Annotated in this window: 15 protein-coding genes; 8 read left to right on the forward strand and 7 right to left on the reverse strand. The window is 61.3% G+C overall.

The window, feature by feature from the left end; translation table 11 throughout:
- Positions 1-19 precede the first annotated feature (19 nt).
- The 4 genes from BA011_RS12420 to BA011_RS12435 form a co-directional block, all read right to left on the reverse strand.
- Positions 20-1210 carry an NAD(P)/FAD-dependent oxidoreductase gene (locus BA011_RS12420; protein ID WP_065280693.1) on the reverse strand — a complete coding sequence of 397 codons (1191 nt, stop codon included), beginning with the start codon at positions 1208-1210 and terminating at the stop codon, positions 20-22.
- 81 nt (positions 1211-1291) lie between these two features.
- Positions 1292-1912 (reverse strand): lytic transglycosylase domain-containing protein, encoded by a 621-nt coding sequence (locus tag BA011_RS12425; RefSeq protein WP_065280694.1) that lies wholly within the window; start codon positions 1910-1912, stop codon positions 1292-1294.
- Positions 1913-2174: 262 nt separating this feature from the next.
- Positions 2175-2936: an N-acetylmuramoyl-L-alanine amidase gene (locus BA011_RS12430; RefSeq protein WP_017961313.1), complete on the reverse strand. Its 762-nt coding sequence runs from the start codon at positions 2934-2936 to the stop codon at positions 2175-2177.
- Positions 2933-3640: a J domain-containing protein gene (locus BA011_RS12435; RefSeq protein WP_017961314.1), complete on the reverse strand. Its 708-nt coding sequence runs from the start codon at positions 3638-3640 to the stop codon at positions 2933-2935. The genes BA011_RS12430 and BA011_RS12435 overlap by 4 nt, the downstream gene beginning before the upstream one ends.
- Positions 3641-4050: 410 nt before the next feature.
- Here BA011_RS12435 and BA011_RS12440 point away from each other — a divergent pair, with 410 nt between their 5' ends.
- From BA011_RS12440 to BA011_RS12450, 3 genes are all read left to right on the forward strand, one after another.
- Complete coding sequence (locus BA011_RS12440; protein ID WP_065280695.1) at positions 4051-5262, forward strand: pyrophosphate--fructose-6-phosphate 1-phosphotransferase; 1212 nt, start codon at positions 4051-4053, stop codon at positions 5260-5262.
- Positions 5263-5319: 57 nt separating this feature from the next.
- Positions 5320-5955, forward strand: coding sequence for a LysE family translocator (locus tag BA011_RS12445; protein WP_065280696.1), 636 nt, complete (start codon positions 5320-5322; stop codon positions 5953-5955).
- Between the two features lie 125 nt (positions 5956-6080).
- Positions 6081-7022: a lytic transglycosylase domain-containing protein gene (locus BA011_RS12450; protein ID WP_065280697.1), complete on the forward strand. Its 942-nt coding sequence runs from the start codon at positions 6081-6083 to the stop codon at positions 7020-7022.
- 66 nt (positions 7023-7088) lie between these two features.
- Here the strand turns inward: BA011_RS12450 and BA011_RS12455 are convergent, their stop codons facing one another.
- Complete coding sequence (locus tag BA011_RS12455) at positions 7089-8489, reverse strand: serine hydrolase domain-containing protein (RefSeq protein ID WP_065280698.1); 1401 nt, start codon at positions 8487-8489, stop codon at positions 7089-7091.
- Positions 8490-8682: 193 nt separating this feature from the next.
- On the opposite strand from BA011_RS12455, the gene BA011_RS12460 reads away from it, so the two are divergent.
- The 5 genes from BA011_RS12460 to BA011_RS12480 all read left to right on the forward strand — a co-directional run bounded on the left by BA011_RS12460 (position 8683) and on the right by BA011_RS12480 (position 13849).
- On the forward strand, positions 8683-9927 hold the full coding sequence (locus tag BA011_RS12460; protein WP_065280699.1) for a DUF3419 family protein: 1245 nt from the start codon (positions 8683-8685) through the stop codon (positions 9925-9927).
- On the forward strand, positions 9924-10598 hold the full coding sequence (locus tag BA011_RS12465; protein WP_065280700.1) for a class I SAM-dependent methyltransferase: 675 nt from the start codon (positions 9924-9926) through the stop codon (positions 10596-10598). Before BA011_RS12460 ends, BA011_RS12465 begins: the two co-directional genes overlap by 4 nt.
- A 125-nt stretch (positions 10599-10723) precedes the next feature.
- A complete protein-coding gene (locus tag BA011_RS12470) occupies positions 10724-11521 on the forward strand; it encodes a GH25 family lysozyme (protein ID WP_065280701.1) in 798 nt (265 codons plus the stop codon).
- A gap of 81 nt (positions 11522-11602) precedes the next feature.
- On the forward strand, positions 11603-12820 hold the full coding sequence (locus BA011_RS12475) for a lytic murein transglycosylase (RefSeq protein ID WP_065282516.1): 1218 nt from the start codon (positions 11603-11605) through the stop codon (positions 12818-12820).
- A 123-nt stretch (positions 12821-12943) separates the two neighbouring features.
- Positions 12944-13849 carry a DMT family transporter gene (locus BA011_RS12480; RefSeq protein ID WP_065280702.1) on the forward strand — a complete coding sequence of 302 codons (906 nt, stop codon included), beginning with the start codon at positions 12944-12946 and terminating at the stop codon, positions 13847-13849.
- Between the two features lie 480 nt (positions 13850-14329).
- On the opposite strand, the gene metF is transcribed toward BA011_RS12480, so the two are convergent.
- The gene (gene metF, locus BA011_RS12485; RefSeq protein WP_065280703.1) at positions 14330-15235 is read right to left on the reverse strand and encodes a methylenetetrahydrofolate reductase [NAD(P)H]; all 906 of its coding nucleotides are present in this window, start codon (positions 15233-15235) and stop codon (positions 14330-14332) included.
- Position 15236: 1 nt separating this feature from the next.
- Positions 15237-16262, reverse strand: coding sequence for an ArsR/SmtB family transcription factor (locus BA011_RS12490; protein ID WP_065280704.1), 1026 nt, complete (start codon positions 16260-16262; stop codon positions 15237-15239).
- Between the last annotated feature and the right edge of the window lie 48 nt (positions 16263-16310).

The following is a 16310-nucleotide window of genomic DNA, read 5'->3' on the forward strand; positions in this document are numbered from 1 at the left end:
ATCGATTCCGATTAGGGAATTATGCAGCGGCGAAAACCGGCGTCAGTGCGCCGCCGAAATCCGCTTCGCCAAGCTGCCCTTCCGCCAGAAGCACGGCCCCTAAGCGACCGAGTTCGTCGGAAGATTTGGCCGCGACGAAATTGCCGCCGGTCAGCACCGCGATGCGCGGCGACTGCGTAAATCCGGCATAGGGATAACCGGTCGGCGTGAAATTCCCCACGCAGGGCGCCGAGGTCACACGGCAGCCGGCAAGCTCCGGCATCAACTGCAAGGCGACGCGCGAGAGATGATCGCGCCCGGCGGCACTGCCGTCGGAACGGAACCACGCCCCCGCATCCTCCAGCCTGTCAAAGGAAAGCGCCTCGGTGTCGCCACCGAGTTTCAGATAGGTCTTGCCGTCGGGATAACGCACCGGCGGCAGGATATAGATATGATCCTCTTCCCGGTCACCGAGCACGATCGTCGACGGCATATCGCCGAAGATCGCCATCTCGCGTTCGCCAATCTCGTAGAAGGCGACCGTTCGCGCCATGACCCTGATATCGACGGGACGCGGCAGCAGGGCATGGAAATTACTGAACCCGCCAGCAGCGACCAGCACGCGCTCGGCGCTATAGCTTCTACCGCCGGCCGTCACCTCGACGTGGGAACCCGCATCGCGCACCGATGTTGCGGTGGCCTCGATCAGCGAGACGCCGCCCTGTTCGGCAAGCTTGGCCTGCGCGCGCACCAGCGCCCGCGGGTTTATGTAGCCGGCGCGCGTGCGTTCGAAATATCCTGTGAAATCAGGATCGACATGAAGATAGGGAAAGCGTCCGCCGAGTTCCGACGATGCGATGGTCTCGATATCGCTGCCGAGCGTCCGGCTGACCGTCAGCGCCCTTTCGATATAGTCCTGCTCGTTCTTCTCAGGACCGGCAAAGAGGCAGCCGACCTCCGAATAGAAGGAGATGCCGCTCTTTGCCTCGATCTCGCCATAGCGGTCGAGCGCGCGGGCCGCGAAGGTTCCCCAGGCAAGATTGCCGTCGAAGGTGCGGGTGATGCGCGCTTCGTCGTAATGGCTGGCGAAGACGCCGTGATGGGCCTTGCGCTCCTCCGGCTCACGCGGGCCGATCAGTGCGATGCCGTCGACCATCGAGGAGAGATGCGCTGCGGCCGCGGCACCCATCATGCCGCGGCCGATAACGATAAACCTGAAATCGACTGCCATATCGCACCTCGCTAAATTCCAGCGATACCATGGCAATCGTCTTGAATCATCCAACTCTTGTCAGGGATAAGCGCTTCAGGCTCAGAGCATTGCCAGAACCTTGCCGCAATAGGACTTGGACACCGGGTTCATGCGCGTGGCGCCATGGCCGGCATTGTATTTGAGGATTGTGTTGCAGGTCTCGCCACCACCGAGATCATGGGCGGCAGCCAGATATTTCATGCCGTACTTGATGTTGGTTTCCGGATCGAACAGGCCCTTGGCGCTGCCGGAATAGCCCATCATGCGGGCAGTTGCAGGCTTTATCTGCATCAGGCCGATTTCACCGTGGCTGCCGCGCGCATTCGGATTGAAATTGCTTTCGATGCGGATGACCGCGGTCGCAAGCGCAACCGGTACATCATATTGGCTCGCATATTTGCTGATCAGTGCGGAATAGGAATTGCCGGAAACATTGGCGACGGGATAACCGCTCTGGCGCTCGACCGTCTTCAGCGGGCGTTCCGCAGTCTTGAGCGGACGCTTCGCCGGCTTGACCGAACGCTCCGCTTTCTTCAACGGACGCTCTGTCTTCTTCGAAGGACGCTCGACTTTCTTCACCGGCGCATCGGCTCGCACACCCCAATCATTCGCAAAGGCAAAGCTATTTCCCGCCAGCACCATGCCAACGCATGTTGCAGCAACAACAATCAGTTTTCTCATGTAGTCTTGAACACTCCGACCCAAAGAATTTCCGGACTGCGCGCCTCGCCGTCATAATGAATACCAGATCAATGACCGATCGGGATTCGCGGTAATTCTTATCGTTTCACATAGCGCCCGTGGTTTAACTCGAAAACAGCCCCGAGCACCGCTTGGCGGAGGTTCTTAGACCATCGCAATGAGGAGATAATAGGGAAATGATGTGGCAGGCCGAATTTCACGCTGCAGTGCGAAATTCGGCGTTTCAGCAATTGTCGAGGAATCAGGAATAACGCGGCAAAGCCGACAGCAGCCGGTGCAATGTGTCGATCGTCGAGAAATCGGCGATGCCATCTATCCGTTCGGGCCGAAAATGCCGCTGGAAAGCTTCGACGTCGCCCGCCGTTTTTTCGGAGAATTCACCTGTGATTTCAGTGCTGTAACCATAGAGCGACAGCATCGATTGCAGCGCTTCCACGGGTTGACCGGTATCGCCGCGTTGGAAGAAGCGCCCACCGGTGATCGTTGCCGGCTCGACCCAGTGCCCAATGCCCGCTTGGTGGAGCGCGGCCCAGGGGAATTTCTCGCCCGGATCGACCTTGCGGATCGGAGCGACATCGGAATGCCCGAGGACCCGTTCAGGTGCGATCGACCAACGTTTGACACAGTCGCGACACAATTCGATCACCGCGGCGATCTGCTCTTTCGGATAATCAGGAAGCCCGCCCGGATGGCCGGCATTGGCGATCTCGATGCCGATCGACAGCGAATTGATATCGGTCTCGCCGTGCCAGCTGCTTTTTCCCGCATGCCAGGCACGCCGCACTTCCGGCACGAGCTGCACGACCTCGCCATTCTCATGCACGAAATAATGGCTGGAAACCTGGCTTTCGGCGCGACAGAGCCAGTCGAGCGCACCATCTGCCGTCGGCATGCCGGTATAGTGCAGCAGGATCATATCGGGACGGCGCCCGTCCGCCCGTTCGCCATGGTTCGGCGAAGGCTGCACGCGGGCGCTTCTGCAGTCGGCCTCGAAAGAGGTCATGCGGCGCGGCGTTCCTTCTCGATCGCCTCATAGGCCGCGTTCAGCGCCGCCATGCGCTCATTGGCGATCACATGGAATTCCTTCGGCACGCCGCGCGAAATCAGCCGGTCGGGATGATGTTCGCTGACGAGGCCGTGGTAACGGCGGCGGATCGTCGGGAAATCATCGGAAGGCGAGACGCCGAGCACCTTGTAGGGATCGCCGCCGGACGAGACGTGGCGGGCGGCGATCTGCTCGAAGCGGATCTCGCTCATCTGGAAGATCTCGCCGATATGGCGCAGGAAATTCAGTTCCTTCTCATGGATCAGCCCGTCGGCCTTGGCGATGTGGAAGAGGCCGTCGAGCACGTCTTCCAGCACCGGGCAATTGGCCGCACAGGTTACGCAGAGCGTCGAGAGCCGTTCGGCATAGGCTTCGTAGCCGGCGACGTCCTGGCGCGCGAGATTGTAGAGCCTGGCGACATTCTTCGCCTGATCCTGCGGAAACTCGAAGATTTCGCGAAAGGCTTCGACCTCCTTCTCGCTGACGATGCCGTCGGCCTTGGCCATCTTGGCCGACAGCGCGATAATCGCCACGGAGAAAGCCACCTTACGCCGGGTCTCGGGATCGCCTTCAAAAACCGTGCGGATAGCCTCGACCACCGCAGACAGCGCATTGCCTGCAGTATTGCCAATGGCATTCAACAGTTTTTCCCAGAAGGACATCGAAAATCTCACACACTTGTCAACTTATAGAGAAACAGCTTGACCAAAGAATCGCAGCCTTTGCAAGGCGACTATTCGTCGTAGGGGCGAACACAGTTTTCACGATTTGGTAATTGTCGCACCGCAACAAACGATTCATCACGCCCGCTTTCATCTCGCGTGAGGGCATGGACGGCGGTCGCCGACATTGCCCGGGCACGTGGATTCCGGAACGCGCGGCGGAAATTTCCACGGGCAGTTCTCGACAAGCAGACCGGGTTGAAACGATTATATCAGCACTTCGCGTCGCCTTTGCGGTTCAACACGGCAGAAACGCGCATTTTTCGTAAATTCTTTACTTTACAGGGCCCTTTCCCTGCCGCATCCATGCGCTAGCTAACGCTGCCGCACCGAAACACCTAGGAGGGATTATGGCCAAACAGAAAGTCGCAATGCTGACCGCCGGAGGCCTGGCGCCCTGTCTTTCGTCCGCCGTCGGCGGCCTTATCGAACGCTACAGCGACGTCGCGCCCGAACTCGAAATCGTCGCCTACAGGTCGGGCTACCAGGGTGTGCTCCTCGGCGACAGCATCGAGATCAACCGCGCGATGCGCGAAAAGGCACCGCTGCTGCACCGCTACGGTGGCTCGCCGATCGGCAACAGCCGCGTCAAGCTCACCAATGCCGCCGACTGCGTCAAGCGCGGCCTGGTCAAGGAAGGCGAGAATCCGCTGCGGGTCGCCGCCGAACGCCTCGCCAATGACGGCATCACCATTCTCCACACGATCGGCGGCGACGACACCAACACCACGGCCGCCGACCTTGCCGCCTACCTCGCCGCCAACGGCTACGATCTCACCGTCGTCGGCCTGCCGAAGACTGTCGACAACGACGTCGTGCCGATCCGCCAGTCGCTCGGCGCCTGGACGGCCGCCGAAGTCGGCGCGCATTTCTTCGACAATGTCGGCAACGAGCAGACCGCCGCCCCCCGCACCCTCGTCATCCATGAAGTCATGGGCCGCCATTGCGGTTGGCTGACGGCCGCCACCGCCCGCGCCTATCTGCAGCGCGCCAGCCGCAACCAGTATGTCGACGGCCTGATGATGGACGCGCACCTGAAGAGTATCGACGCCGTCTACCTGCCTGAGATGGCCTTCGACCTCGACGCCGAGGCCGCTCGGTTGAAGGAAAGCATGGACCGCAACGGCCACGCCACGGTCTTCGTCTCGGAAGGCGCCTGCCTCGACGCCATCGTCGCCGAGCGCGAAGCCGCCGGCGAGACCGTCAAGCGCGATGCTTTCGGCCATGTGAAAATCGACACGATCAATGTCGGCGCCTGGTTCCAGAAGCAGTTCGCCAATCTGCTCGACGCCGAGCGTTCCCTGGTGCAGAAATCAGGTTATTTCGCCCGCTCGGCGCCCGCCAACGGCGATGACCTCAGGCTGATCCAGAGCATGGTCGATCTCGCCGTCGAAAGCGCGCTCAATAAAGTCTCCGGCGTCACCGGCCATGATGAAGGCCAGAACGGTAAATTGCGCACTATAGAATTCCCGCGCATCAAGGGCGGCAAGGCTTTTGAACTTTCGACGGCATGGTTTGCCGAAGTCATGGACAATATAGGCCAGAAATACAAAGAAGCGTGATTGACGGATGGTTAATATGATGTCTTTGCTTGTTCCTGAGGAATAGGAGGAGACACCATGTCACTTGAAGCTTGGCTCGCTTTTGCGGCCGCATCCGCCATCATGCTGGCCATACCGGGGCCGACGATACTGCTCGTCGTTTCTTATGCGCTCGGTCATGGGCGCCGGACGGCGTTCGCGACGGTGGGCGGCGTGGCGCTTGGTGACTTCACGGCGATGACGGCTTCTCTCTTCGGTCTCGGCGCCGTTCTGGCCGCCTCCGCGACCCTCTTCACCGTCTTGAAGTGGATCGGCGGCGCCTACCTGATCTGGCTGGGAATCAAGCTCTGGCGGGCTCCCATCATCGGCGAACCGGTTGCCGACAACGACAACCTGCCGGAGGAGAAGTCGCTTAAGATCTTCCTCCACGCCTATGTCGTCACCGCCCTCAATCCGAAGAGCATCATCTTCTTCGTCGCCTTCGTGCCGCAGTTCCTCAATCCGGCCCTGCCCTTCGTCGGGCAGATGGCGATCATGGAAGCGACCTTCCTCGTGCTGGCGATCCTCAACGCTTCCACCTACGCCTTTCTCGCCCACAGCGCACGCGGACTGATTCGCAAGGCGAGCATCCAGCGCGCCGTAAACCGAACCGGAGGCACTCTGCTGATCGCTGCAGGCGCCGTAACGGCGGGGTATCGCCGTATTGCAGCGTAGAAATATTCCGAAATATTCCGTGGTTGCCGGAATGCCACGAATAGGTTAATGGGGTCACCAGGGCTTAAGGCTTTTGGTAACTTTTATACGCTGCCGGGGCGGCGCGATTTCACGAAAGTGGCGGAATGGTAGCGATCGGATTATCCGGCCTGAAACGCAGTCTTGTCGTCTCGACGATACTCTGCGGCGTGATGACGGGATGTACGAGCGTCGAATACACGTCCCAGGCCGAACTGACAGCCGCCCAGACCGTCGTGCCGATGCCGAAACCCGGCGAAGATGCAACACTCGCCGCGATCCCGACAGCCGAAGGCGCAGCCGGTCAGGCGATTGCAGGCGCCACCATTCCCCAGGCATCCCCCTCCCTGACCGCAACGGCGATGCCGACCGTGACGGCCTCCCAGCCTGGCGATCTTACCATGCAGGCAGGCATGCAGCCGGCAGCTTATGCGCAGATCCCGCTGACGCCCGAGATGACGGCGATCCAGTCCGTCGTGCCGACGCCACGCCCGGGAGCGCCGGCACAGCCGACGACGCAGCTTGCCTTTGCCGCGACACCGCAAAACAGCGCGCTTGCAGCGCTTGCTGCAGTCGACACCACGCCGCGCGCCAGCATGGACTACGGTTTCGACGAATCCGGGCCGATGGATCCGCCGACCGCCCCCCCGATGTTCAGCGACGACGATAAAGACGATGCGCCGACCGTCGAGAAGAGCTTTGTCACCAAGCTCATCCAGAAATATTCGAAGGTCTACGAAATTCCCGAGACCCTGCTCCATCGCGTCGTCCATCGCGAGAGCCGCTATAATGCGAAGGCCTACAACAAGCGCGGCTATTTCGGCCTGATGCAGATCAAGTACAACACCGCCAAGTCCATGGGCTACGGCGGTGCCCCGGGCGGCCTCTTCGATGCCGAGACCAACATCAAATATGCCGCGAAATATCTGCGCGGCGCTTGGCTCGTCTCCGACAGTAAGGAAGACGACGCCGTTCGCCTTTACGCGCGCGGTTATTATTACGACGCCAAGCGCAAGGGCATGACCGACATTGCCCAAGGTAACTACTGAAACCGGGCAATTGCTGAAAGCAGGGATGACGACTGAAACGGTGGCCTATGGCTGCGGCTGGGCTTGTCATTGCGATCCGGCCTGCTGCTGCGCCCCCGATTGCGGCAGGGCCGTCAGGATCGCCTTCAGCAGGGTCTGCGGCTGGTAGTCGAGCCGACTCGGTGTCAGGCCAAGCCTGACGACCACCAGATTGGCGGACGGCACGATCGCCACGCTCTGCCCGTCGTGCCCCGTCAGCCAGAACGTATCCTCCGGCAGCCCGGCCTCAGCACTCGAGCCGCGGCCGGGTGCTAGCCAGGCCTGGCCCTGCGAATACCGCCCGTTCGAAGCCGCCGTCGGGGTGCGCATGGCGCCGACAAAACCCTCCGGCAACAGACGCTGGCCGTTCCACACGCCATCCTGCAGCAGGAACTGCCCGAAGCGCGCCCAGTCATGGGCCGTCGCATAAAGATAAGAGCTTCCCGCGAACGTGCCGCGCGCATCGAGTTCGAACACGGCGCTCGTCATGCCGAGCGGGGCAAACAACGCGTCGCGCGGATAGGAAAAAGCCGCCTGAGCATTGCCGACCCTGTCCATCCAGATGCGCGAGAGCAGCACGGCCGTGCCACTCGAATAGCGGAATCGCTTGCCGGGGGCCGCCTCCATCGGCGCATTGGCCGGCAGCGATACCATGTCGGGATCGAGATAGAGCATGCGCGTTACGTCAGCGACATCGCCATAATTCTCGTTGAAGGCAAGGCCGCTTTCCATGCCAAGCAGGTCGGAAACCTTTATTTTGGCGCGAGCACCGTCCTTCCACTGCGCCAGCAGATGATCGTCGTCGAAGGAGATCTTGCCGTCGAGCATCAGGCGGCCGAGGATCGCAGCATTGACCGTCTTCGTCATAGACCAGCCGATCAGCGGCGTCTTCGCCGAGAATCCGGGGGCATAGGCTTCCGCGACGATGCGACCATCCCGCACCACCACGACCGCCCGCATGGCCGGGCCGGCAAGCCCGGCATCGGCCAGCACAGCGGCAACCTTCGTGTCGGGATCGCCGACGCCCTCGCCCTGCGGCCATAACGCAGGGTTCGTTTCCATCTTGGCCGGCGCGTCGAAGGGGACGGCATTCGCCGCCGCCTCGAAATCGCCATCCGGCACACTCGTGCAGCCGAGCCCACCGCGATAGAGCGCATAACTCGATGCAAACAGCCCCATGAAGCGAGCCGTCAGTCGGCCATTGTCACGGTTGACACTGACGCGCACAAGCCGCAGCAGCGGGTTTCCCGGCGCCTGCACATCGTCCTCCAGTACGTCCTCGGCGTTGCGCCCGGCGATGAAGACGTTGGAACAGACAATCTTAGCGGCATAGCCGTCCCCGACACGCAGGAGCTCCGGCGGACTGACGAACAACCAGGCGGCGCCGGCAACGACGAAGAGAACGAGAAGGAGAGCAAGCGCCTTCAAGACACGCAGGACAAATCGCATGGCATTCCTCCGAATGCCCGGAGAGAAGCAGGAATTCCGTCTGCCGGAAAGGGGGCGGCGCGAAGAAGATCCGTCGCCTCGATCACTTTCCGAGGAGCTTGATGTTTTCGAACGGCGCGCGCCCACAGCCCACGTCATCAAACTGTAGCAGTGGCGCGCTACACGCCCTGAACGCTAAAAAGGTGACAGACTCATGTCAGAATTTGCACCGGATGCCGGCTTCCGCAAGAACCGGAAACTCAAAGACGCCCTTCTCCGCCACAAGGCTTTTTCGAAGGATGGCTTTTCCGAGCGTCTCTTCGGGCTTCTCTTCTCCGGCCTCGTCTACCCGCAGATCTGGGAGGATCCGGATCTCGACATGCAGGCGATGGAGCTGAAACCGAACCATCGCATCGTCACCATCGGCTCCGGCGGCTGCAACATGCTCGCCTATCTCTCCAAGGCACCCGCCTCGATCGACGTCGTCGATCTCAACCCGCACCACATCGCGTTGAACCGCCTGAAGCTTGCCGCCTTCAAGCACCTTCCCGGCCATGCCGATCTCGTCCGCTTCCTGGCAATGCCGAACGAGAAGTCGAACAGCCGCGCCTACGACCAGCATCTCGCCGCCCGTCTCGATGAGCCGACCCGCAGCTACTGGAACGGCCGTAAGTTCGGCCGTCGCCGCGTCACAGTCTTCGACCGCAACATTTACGAAACGGGCCTGCTCGGTCGCTTCATCGGCGCGGCTCATCTTCTTGCCCGCCTGCATGGCGTCAAGCTGCGCGAGATGACCAAGACCCGCTCGATCCGCGAGCAGCGCCAGTTCTTCGACGAGCAGATCGCGCCGCTCTTCGAAAAGCCGGTCGTGCGCTGGATCACCGGCCGCAAAAGCTCGCTCTTTGGCCTCGGCATTCCGCCGCAGCAATATGACGAGCTCGCAAGCCTTGCCGCCGATCATTCGATCGCGCCGGTGCTGAAGCACCGCCTGGAAAAGCTCGCCTGTCATTTCCCGATGAGCGATAACTATTTCGCCTGGCAGGCTTTCGGCCGCCGCTACGGCACCGAAACGGAAGGCCCGCTGCCGACCTATCTGAAGTCGGAACACTATGAGGTGATCCGTACCAATGTCGACCGCGTCAACGTTCATCACGCAAGCTTCACCGAGCTTCTGGCCCGGGAGCCGGCCGCCTCGCGCGATCGCTATATCCTGCTCGACGCGCAGGACTGGATGACGGACGAGCAGCTGAACGACGTCTGGAGGGAGATTACCCGCACGGCGCGCGAAGGCGCCCGCGTGATCTTCCGCACCGCCGCAGAAAAGAGCATCATCGAAGGCCGACTGGCTCCGGTGATCCGCGACCAGTGGGATTACTTCGAGGAGAAGTCGCGTGAGCTGACCGCGCTCGATCGCTCGGCAATCTACGGCGGCTTCCACATTTACGGGAAGAAGGCGTGAGCAAGGTCGATACCGATATGGCGGCAAAGGACGATGAACATGCCAGCCTGATGGATGGCATGTACCGCTATCAACGCCATATCTACGACCTCACCCGCAAATATTATCTTCTCGGCCGCGACAGCACGATCCGTAATCTCGACGTTCCCGAGGGCGGCACCCTGCTTGAAGTCGGCTGCGGCACCGGGCGCAACATGGCCTTCGCCCACCGGCATTTCCCGACCGCCAAGCTGTTCGGCCTCGACATTTCCCAGGAAATGCTGATTTCGGCGCGCAAGACCTTCGCCAACAAGGCGACAATCCCGGAATTCCGCGTCGCCGACGCCACGGCGTTCACGCCGCCCGAATTCGGCGTCAGCGGCTTCGACCGCATCTTGATTTCCTACGCCCTGTCGATGATCCCGGACTGGCAGCGCGCCGTCGATGCATCGATCGCCGCACTCAATCCCGGCGGCCAGCTGCACATCGTCGATTTCGGCCAGCAGGAAGACCTGCCGGGCTGGTTCCGGCGCATGCTGCAGTCCTGGCTTGCGAAATTCCACGTCACGCCGCGTCCCGATCTGCGCGAGGTCCTGGAAGCGCAAGCCCATGAAAACAACGCGAGATTGTTGTTTAATACCGTCGGCGGCGGTTATGCCTGGCGGGCAGCTATTATCAGCGAGCGCTCATAATTCGCTTGAAACTAACCGATTTTTTACGTTGATATGGTGAAAAGAGGGTTATCCTCTGCTGACTCGTCTTTTTCGAAGGTCAGGTTGTGGGGCAAAGAGATCATTCGAGCTACGACGGGACGCCCATGCGCCGGCTTTTGTTTTGCGTTTTTCCCTTGGCCGTCCTTTTGGCCGGCTGCAGTTCCTCCGGTTATGACTATCTCGAAACGGCGTCGATCAAGCCGAAGACGCGCTTCAAGGACACCGATCCCCAGGATTTCGGTCCGAAGCATCCGCAGAAGAATCCGGTGCACGGCATCGATATTTCCAAATGGCAGGGCGATATCGACTGGAGCACGGTGAAGAATTCAGGCGTCGCCTTCGCCTTCATCAAGGCGACGGAAGGCAAAGACCGGCTCGATCCCCGCTTCGAAGAATATTGGCGCGAGGCCCGCGTGGCCGGCATCCCGCACGCCCCCTATCATTTCTATTATTTCTGCTCCTCGGCCGACCAGCAGGCCGACTGGTTCATCCGCAATGTGCCGAAGGACGCCATGCGCCTGCCGCCGGTGCTCGACGTCGAGTGGAACGGCGAATCGAAGACCTGCCGCTACCGCCCCGACGCCGAAACGGTGCGCGCCGAAATGCAGCGTTTCATGGACCGGCTGGAGACCTATTACGGCAAGCGCCCGATTATCTATACCTCGGTCGATTTCCACCGCGAGAATCTCGCCGGCCACTTCCAGGATTATCATTTCTGGGTGCGTTCCGTGGCAAAACACCCGGAGGTGACCTATTCCGATCGCCGCTGGGCCTTCTGGCAATATACCTCGACCGGCGTCGTTCCCGGCATCAAGGGACCAACCGATATCAACGTCTTTGCCGGCAGCGCGAAGAACTGGAACAACTGGGTCGCGACCGTTTCCAAGGATAGAGATTCTTAGTAACGTCTTGCGATGTTTCTTGCTTCCGTCACATTCGTCTGTGAAAGCGACGGCAATCTGTTTGATATAAGGACCGCATCCATGCACCGCTCGCTCGCAAGCCGCTCTGCACTCGCCCTTCTGTTTGCCCTCGCCCTTGCAGGCGGCGCGGCCGCCCAGCAGGCGCAGGGCGCAGCCCCGGCAGCGCCCTGCGGCGGCGATCTGTCCGCCTTCCTCGAAGGCGTCAAGAAAGATGCTATCGCAGCCGGCGCCAGTGCGGCAGCCGCCGACGAGGCCTTCGCCGGCGCCGATATCGATCCCAAGGTCCTGAGCCGGGATCGCGCCCAAGGCGTCTTCAAGCAGACCTTCCTCGAATTCTCCCAGCGCACCGTCAGCCAGGCCCGCCTCGACATCGGCCGCCAGAAGATGAAGCAATATGCCGACGTCTTTGCCCGCGCCGAGCAGGAATTCGGCGTCCCCCCGGGCGTCATCACCGCCTTCTGGGCGATGGAAACCGATTTCGGCGCCGTCCAGGGCGATTTCAACACCCGCAACGCCCTGGTGACGCTGTCGCATGACTGCCGCCGCCCGGAACTCTTCCGTCCGCAGCTGATCGCCCTTATCGAGATGGTCCAGCATGGCGACCTCGACCCCGCCACCAATACCGGCGCCTGGGCCGGCGAGATCGGCCAGGTGCAGATGCTGCCGCGCGACATCATTGCCTATGGCATGGATGGCGACGGTGACGGGCATGTCCGCCTGAAACAGAGCAGCCCGGACGCCATCCTGACGGCAGCGAAATTCATCCAGCACCTCGGCTTCGAGCGCGGCCAGCCCTGGCTGCAGGAGGTGACCCTGCCCGATAACCTGCCCTTCGAGAAATCCGGTCTTGGCGGCACGATGAAGGCCGCCGAATGGTTCGCACTCGGCGTCAAGCCGCGCGATGGCAACACAGCTTTCGGCGATCTCGAAGGCGACCTCGTTCTGCCGCAGGGCCGCATGGGACCGGCCTTCATCGCCTATCCCAATTTCAAGATCTATCTCGAATGGAACAAGTCGTTCATCTACACGACCTCGGCCGCCTATTTCGGAACGCGCCTTTCGGGCGCCGAGCCTTATCTCAAGGGCGCGCCGGAACAGGGGCTCGCCAGCGATCAGATGAAGGCGCTGCAGACCAAGCTGCAGTCGCTCGGCCATGATGTCGGCGAGATCGACGGCATCCTCGGCTCCGGCACGCGTGTCGCGATCCAGAAGGAACAGAAGCGCCTCGGCATGCCGGCCGACGGCTGGGCGACGCCTGCCCTTCTTAACGCCCTTTGATCCCTGCTAACATTGCACCGCCATCCGCTTCGCAAGTAACGGGTGGCGCGATCCGCCGCCTGCGCTAAAGCATGAAACCGAAAACCGTTTTCGGCAAAAACGGCTTGCGGTGGAGGAATCGGCATGGACGGCAGAATGAATGCCTGGACCTGGGCGCTGCTGGTGCTGCTCGGCCTGATCTGGGGCGGCTCCTTCTTCTTTGCCCGTATTGCCGTCCAGCACGTGCCGCCGCTGACCCTCGTCTTCTTCAGGCTGCTGCTCGCGGCGCTGGCGCTGCATATCTATATCGCCGGCCGTTTCGACTTCTATGCGATCCTCAAGGGCCGCTGGCGTGAGTTCCTGATCCTCGGCCTCATCAACAATGCCCTGCCGCATGCGCTGATCTTCTTCGGCCAGACCCGCATCGGCGCGGGTCTGGCGGCGATCCTGAATGCGACAACGCCGATCTGGACCGTGCTGATCGCCAACTACTTCACCTCAGACGAGAAGCTGTCGCCGGCAAAGATCGCCGGCTGCCTCGTGGGCCTGGCGGGAACGATCGTGCTGATCGGCCCCGGCATGTCGGCCGGTGGCGAAGCCCCGCTCTGGGCGCTGCTCCTTCCCGTGCTTGCTGCCATCTCCTATGGTTTCGCCGCCACTTACGGCAAACGCTTCAGGAATGTTCCAGCCCCTGTCACCGCAGCCGGCCAGTTAACCGCCTCCTCCCTGATTGCGCTGCCGCTGTCGCTGCTGGCCGACCGTCCCTGGGCGCTTGCAGCACCGCCGCTCGATGCCCTCCTCGCCATCCTGGCATTGGCGCTGCTGTCGACCGCCTTCGGCTACATCCTCTATTTCCGGATCATGGCGGCAGCCGGCGCCACCAACGCCTCGCTCGTCACCCTGCTGGTGCCGCCGAGCGCCATCCTTCTCGGCGTGCTCTTCCTCGGAGAAAGGCTGGCACTGAGCGAGTTTGCCGGCATGGCGCTGATCGGTTTCGGCCTCGTCATTCTCGACGGACGCGCCTATCGCCTGCTGGCCAAGGCCGCCTGAAACCGGTTGCGAATTCCGCATGTTTTCAACCGGTTGCGATCCCGCCATGTTTTGGGCGCATAGGTAAATGCGCAATCGCCCGATTTAACGGCATGTTAAAATCTGTGAACAAAAATTTGTTGCAAATTAATAAGTAATTTCAAACACTTGCTAAAACGCTATTCGACCAATCCACTGAACCCTTCTGCAGCGCAGCATAAAATTTGCTTTCCAAGCGACATATTTCAGACATATTATTGGCCGGTTAACGCGAGGAGACAGACATGGGACTCACGCAATCCTTGAATGTTCTGTTGGTCAGTGCAGCGTTTGCTTTCGTCTTGTCCATGCTCTTCATCTGAGCTGGCCGACGAAAGTGTAACGACTGATAGTGCCTAAACTCCTGAACAACTGATCAATCCGCCAACGAAAAAGCGCATGTCCCGCCCGACATGCGCTTTTCACTTTTACAGCGCCGCGCGTCTTTCAGGCGCGCAAAGATCAGGCGGCTGCGCCCGCACTTTTTGTTTGCCGGCGGGAGAGGCCGAGATTGTCTAGCACGGCGGAAACCAGCGGAGCACGGTTCATCGTATAGAGATGGAAGTCGTGGATGCCGCGCCGGACGAGATCTTCGATCTGTTCGGCAGCGACTTCGGCGGCGACCTTCGCCCGCTCCTCGGGCTTGTCGTCGAAGCCTGCGAAGCGCTCGTCGAGAAAGGCGGGGATGATGGTGCCGCAGGCCCCAGCGAAGCGCTTGAGCTGCGTCAGGTTCTGGATCGGCATGATGCCGGGCACGACAGGGATCGAGATTCCGGCGCCGCGCACTCGCTCCAGGTAACGCTCGAAATTGTCGTTGTCGAAGAAGAACTGCGTCAATGCCCGGTCGGCGCCATTGTCGGCCTTGCGCTTCAGCATGTCGATATCGGCCGCAGTATCGCGGCTTTCCGGGTGTTTTTCCGGATAGGCGGAAACCGAAATCTCGAAATCGCCGATTTCCTTCAGGCCGGCCACCAACTCCGCCGCATTGGCATAACCGCCGGGATGCGGCTGGTAGGGCGCGCCAGCGCCGCCGGGCGCATCGCCGCGCAGCGCAACGAAATGCGTCACGCCGGCCTTGCGGAAGGTGTCGACCACCTGATGGGTCTCCTCCTTCGTCGCGCCGACGCAGGTGAGATGCGAAGCGGTGGCAAGCGGCGTCTGCGAAAGGAAGCGCGTGACGGTGGAGAGTGTCGGCGCCTTGGTGGTGCCGCCGGCGCCATAGGTCACCGAGACGAAATCCGGGTCCCAGTCCTGCAACTGGCTAACAGCGTGCCAGAGCTGTCCTTCCATCTCCTCCGATTTCGGCGGGAAGAATTCGAAAGAGACTCTGATGTCGTTGCGGCCGCGTGCTTCGTTTTTCAAAGCCATGTCATACCCTCCCGGCAAATGTAGGTTCGGCGCCCTCGCTTGTCTGCGAAGCCATGAGGCGCCTCGGATCGCGCGCGAGCCAGACGGTGACCGTCAACCCCTGCCCGCTTTGCTGACCCGGATGAAGATCGACGACCTGCTCGACGTCGAGCCCGGCCTTGCGCAACCAGTCGGACATCGCCTGGTGCGAAAAACCGAGACGGACATGCGCATGCTCGTCGCGGAGATATTCGAGCGTGTGCGGCGCAAGGTCGATGACCACGAGCCGGCCGCCCGGCCGGAGCATGCGCGCCGCTTCCGCGATCGCAATCTCCGGCTGATCGAAGAAATGCAGCACCTGATGGATCGTCACCAGATCGAAATCCTGTCCCTCGAAAGGAAGGTTCAGGATATCGGCGTGGCGCACGGTGGCCTTGGTGATGCGGGACTTGTCAAGATTGGCGCGCGCCACACTCAGCATGTCGCGGCTGGCATCGACGCCGGTCGCCCGGCGGTAGAGCCCGGACAGGAGTTCGAGGATGCGGCCGGTGCCGGTGCCGAGATCGAGCAGCGAGTCGATCGGCTGGCTGCCGAGCAGCCGGATGACGGCGGCGTCGACCTCCTCATCGGCCGCATGCAGGCGGCGAAGCTCGTCCCATTCGGCCGCGTTGCGGCTGAAATAGGCCTGTGCCCGCTCGGCGCGATGGCGCTTGACCTGCGAAAGCCGCTCGCCGTCACGAAGGATGGTCGGATCGTTCTCGGAAACATGCTTCAGCAACGCCCGCACCAACATAGCGGCCTTACCGTCCTGCTTGAGGCGGAAATAGGCCCAGGCGCCCTCCTGGTAGCGTTCGATCAGTTCGGCCTCGCCGAGCAGCTTCAGGTGGCGCGAGATGCGGGGCTGGGATTGACCGAGAATTTCGGTAAGATCGGTCACCGTCAGATCGCCGCCGTCAAGAAGCGCCAGAAGACGCAGGCGCGTGGGCTCGCCGGCCGCCTTCAAGACGTCCACCAGCGCATCCAGTCCAAGCTTCAAGGGTTCGCTCATCTTCGATCCAATCAAGATATAAAGATATCTTTATGTGATTTGAAAAGC

The organism is Rhizobium leguminosarum, from assembly GCF_001679785.1.
GTDB classification, from domain to species: domain Bacteria; phylum Pseudomonadota; class Alphaproteobacteria; order Rhizobiales; family Rhizobiaceae; genus Rhizobium; species Rhizobium leguminosarum_R.